Annotated in this window: 3 protein-coding genes and 1 pseudogene; all 4 read right to left on the reverse strand. The window is 57.6% G+C overall.

Features of this window, described 5'->3' with window-relative positions; all coding sequences use genetic code 11:
* Positions 1 to 1,844, reverse strand: a pseudogene (locus tag H6F43_RS12500) (hypothetical protein); the annotation flags it as partial.
* 103 nt (positions 1,845 to 1,947) lie between these two features.
* Positions 1,948 to 3,216, reverse strand: a complete 1,269-nt coding sequence (locus tag H6F43_RS12505; protein ID WP_190343083.1) for a DUF4159 domain-containing protein — start codon at positions 3,214 to 3,216, stop codon at positions 1,948 to 1,950.
* Between the two features lie 101 nt (positions 3,217 to 3,317).
* The gene (locus tag H6F43_RS12510) at positions 3,318 to 3,842 is read right to left on the reverse strand and encodes a gamma-glutamylcyclotransferase (protein WP_190343084.1); all 525 of its coding nucleotides are present in this window, start codon (positions 3,840 to 3,842) and stop codon (positions 3,318 to 3,320) included.
* A 179-nt stretch (positions 3,843 to 4,021) separates the two neighbouring features.
* Positions 4,022 to 4,255: hypothetical protein (locus H6F43_RS12515; RefSeq protein WP_190343085.1), on the reverse strand; the 234-nt coding region annotated here is incomplete at its 5' end.

A 4,255-nucleotide genomic window follows, 5' to 3' on the forward strand; every position in this document is an offset into this window, starting at 1 on the left:
GGTGGCAGAATGGCGATCGTCGGAGTCTTCTGAATTTCCGCTGGGTCAGCGCTCTGTTTAGAAATTGCGGCTAGCTCAAACACGTAGTTGCCCGCTGCCCCAACGTTGGTTTCCACGCCCTTGCAGGTCAGCACTTGCTGAAGCGTGCAGAAGGGCTGCAACTCAGCCGGAATGCCTTGGCGAAAGTCGTAAAGGGTCGGATTGCCAATGGCGGTTCCTTGCGGGGAGAGACTGGAGAGGCGCAGCGCTTCCAGTTGCTCTGGGTTGCCGACTTGCCACCTCAAGCGAATTGTTTCACCCGTAGCCGCGTCGTAGGTCGTGCTTTCAGAGGCAAATTCAGCAATTTTGGGTAGAGCGATCGGCTTAAAGAACGCCAGCCAGAGTACCGCCGCCAGCGTGCCCACGGTTCCGACTGCTGCCAGCACCAGCAGCAAAACCTGCCAGCCCGGACGCGGCTCCCAGACAAACGCTCCCCGGAGGCGATCGCTCTCTAGCGGTCGCTGCTGCACATCTTCGATCTCAATCTCGAATGGAATTAGCCGCCCCGCACCCAGGAGGGGACGCCGCCATCCCTTGCGCGGCTGAACCGTTAGCTCAGCAGTTGCGGCAGTTTTGGGCGGCAGCATCCAGGAAGACGGCTCCAAGCGGTACCTAAACCACTCGTTGCTGCTTGTCCGCATGCGGAGTTCACGATCGGTATTGCCATCGTTGAGCAACCGCAGGCTGAACTGCCCTGCGCCTTGCCTCACCGTGCCTCGAATGGTACGCAGCTCCAGATGCAGGGCGTATATCGGCTGAAGTTGCAAATGCACCACGTCCAGCAGCATGACGTCCGGCTGATTGGCAGAGTGCAGCCGCAGGGTAGACGAGTAGTCGCCAGCCGTTGCTTCCAGCGGGGGATGGATCAGGAGCATAATCTGGGCGTTTGCACCAGGATTGATCGAGACGCCGTCTGTCTCTTGAATCAAATCGGCAAGGTCCAACTCCTGTGGGTAACGTACTGTCACCCACTCAGGGGAAAAATCTGGGCAGGTCAGTCGGAAGCGATCGACGTGATCGGAGGCGTTCTGCACCAGCACGACCATTTCCAGAATTTGCCCTGGTTGCAGCACAGCGGGGTGATCGGCACGGGTAGCAGGCTGAATCGCAAAGGTGGGGTCTTGGAGACGGGCGATCGACTGCATGGGCAACACATGAAGCCGCTGACGATAGCGCCTCGGCAAGTCCTCCGAATGGTTCGGAGTCTCTACGACAAGGCAATAGTCGTACACGCTAGGAAGCGCCTGTGGGGGAACCTGCACCTGAAACACCACCTCGCCGCTCTGCCGTGGTCCCAGGACTAAGCGATCCTGAGGCATTGGGCACCACTGCACTACAGGCTGCGACGTTTCATCCAGGTACACATTCACCACGGCGCTCTGGCTACCCGGATTGCTCACAGTCACACGCACATCCACCGACTCTCCTACCACTACAGACTGCTCCCCTGCCAGCGTACAGGTTACTTCTGGCACGTGCTCGGGTGCGAACGGCTGACCAATGCTCTCTGGTGCTTCGGAACTGCGACGGCGATCGAGACGGGTGCGGAAGCGGCGATTGAGGTCATCCCGCAGCTCCTGCACAAATCCCCGCTGCACTAAAAACGCTAGCTGCGCCTGCGCCTCTACTTCGTCGCCCTCCAAGTACTCCACAGCCTGTGCCCAATTCACTTCGCTCTGCCGCACCAGCCACGCCGCTAGGGGCTGTAGGTCGTCGGGCAGATCAAGAATGTCTGCGATCGCCATTCCCCTGAAGGGCGCAGGCTCTGGAAAGTCATCGAAGAAAAGCAATGGATCGTGGGTCATTGGGCGTCAGAGAGTAAGAAGTGGCGGTAGAAGGCGCTATCCTTTACCCCTTCACTCGTTTTCTGCCTTGCTCCGCATCAAACTGGTATCAGTTGCAGCGGCGCTAGGAGTCTAGTAGCTGATCGAGAATCGTTTTTCCTCGGCTAGGTGGCTTAGGTGGGGCGGCAGCAGGAGTCGGCAGCGATCGAGCAGGCAGCGCGGGACCCCGTAGCTGCGCCCAACTGCGGCGTTTCCAGGCAAAATGCAAAAGGTTGATACCGAATTCGTGAGCAGCGCGGAGCGTTTCTCTGGGCAGCGATAGGGCATCGTCTAGTCCCCAAGCCGCTGCAAGGTCGCCGATCGTCAATACAATTCCACCAGCAGTCAAGACCTGAATCGGCTGATCGCTAATCCGAGGCAGTGCCGCAAACAGGAACGGCTGGGTTCGCAGCGGATGATGGGGTGACAGGCGATTGAGATACTCCAGCGGCGTCCCCATCTGCTGCGCCAGGGACATGACGCTTTTAGCAAGAGCGGCCCCTCCGGGCGGCACGTCTACCAGCAGCACACCTCCTGCCTCCAGGTAGCTCTGAAGCGCGGTCCGCTCCGGCTTTTGCAGGGTCAAGGATTGGGTGCCCGTCAGGTAAAGCAGGTCGTACGGAATGGTTGGAGAAGTAGGAAATGGAATCTGAGCAACCGGGCTGCCTCGAAAGCTGGGGTAAAGCGGCGCGATCGCGCTCATCAGCGACTCTAGCTGCTCAAACCGTTGCTTACTGATGGGATCTGCGTGTGTCACTTGAGCAAGACGGACGATCGCGTGCAAACGCGCCTGTACGGGCATCCGGTAGCGAAAATCGAGCTGGTTCAGGTCTGGCGCAAATCCATCCTGGGCGTACTCTAGCTGCACCGCATCGGGCTGAAGCCGCAGGCGACAGACTTCTACCTCGGAGTCATTGGGAGGACTGTTTTTCTCGTCAATGCGAAAGATTTCTTCGACAAAATCTCGCAGGTCGGGGTAGTTCAGCGTGTCTGAATCGACGTACCGCAGAACCAGGTACACCGTCAGCGGCGACGAAAGCGGCTTGCTGGTGATCCGAACATTGACTGGCTGGGCAACGACGATCGGATTACCAAAGCAGTCGATCGCTAGCCCAGGCTGAATCTGCACCCAGCGCCCATCCTGATATTTCTTGGGCACGTCTGCTGGCGCAGCAATCAGATGCACGCCCAGCCCAGAAACAATGCCAGGCTGATTCAGCGCTTGATAGTGAAAGTTTTGGCGCTGGCGGTGGTACTCGTGCGCTCGCTGCCAGCGTTCTGCCGTCATTAGCAAGCCATCCGTTACCTGAAGACGCTGGAACGGTTTAATCTCAGGTGAAGGTGGCTCGATCATGGGACTGATGCAACGATCGCCTCAAACAAGGGCTGTTACAAACGTTTCCTAACGTAGAAGCAGGAATCAGGAAAGTTTTCGCTGCAAGTTATGAAGTCAGCTTATGCCGATCGCAGCGGCTGCTGCCAGTGCTGCCGCTGAAGCTGGTGCATGTGATCGAATAATTGCCAGCAGTACGGCTCTGGCAACCCACAGGTAACGGCACCCCGCATCACCACGCTGAAATACCAATCGTTGGGAGCCAGTTCCTCCGCCAGCTTATCCACAACCACGTAGGTCCGCACGTCGGTGTAAAGCCGCTGCTGACAGTAGACCTCCACGGTCTCGTGGCGATAACCACCACGGGGAACCTCTTCTCGCTCATCGAGCCGATCGCTCAGCCGCCACGGTAGCCGATACAGCACGCCTTCTACCGTCGAAGTTGGATCGCTTACTACATCCAGCGCACCGCAGTTGCGCCGCAGCGATCGTCGATAGAACCCCAAGCGGTAGCCGCTGAGAGTTGCAGGTCCAATCACACACGGATACATGTTCTCACCCAGCGTACGCTTCAGATCGACCGGGCACATGCAGGAGCCATAGGCAAAATACAAGAACGACGGCTCAACGGACTGTAGAGATGCCATGGTGGAATGTTAATAAAATTAGCCAATCTTAACTGAGTCAGCTTGACCTTGACTAGGGGCAACTTGACTAGTTGCCGCTGCAAGGTGCAACACAGCCTTATTGTAAAATACTCTAAGTTGATTGACAAACCGTAGTTTTAGTTTAATCAGTTCTACGCCATCAACACCGACTCCAGGCTTTAGCGCGATCGTTCCTGCTGCGGCAGCGGCAGTTGATCCCAAAACTGAGCAAAGCTGGTGGGGCTAAGAACACGCCAAGCCACAGACGCCCCAATTGCTAGCACCAGCAGCGACAGCAGGTTCGACCAGAGGCGGACAAAATCAATCGATCGCCGCGAGGACGATCGCTGAGTTTGATCGGTGGGTGTCGCTGCACGAGGCACCGTTGCAGCACTGGCTCGATTCACGGTTGA

The sequence above is a fragment of the Leptolyngbya sp. FACHB-36 genome (assembly GCF_014695955.1).
GTDB lineage: Bacteria > Cyanobacteriota > Cyanobacteriia > Leptolyngbyales > Leptolyngbyaceae > FACHB-36.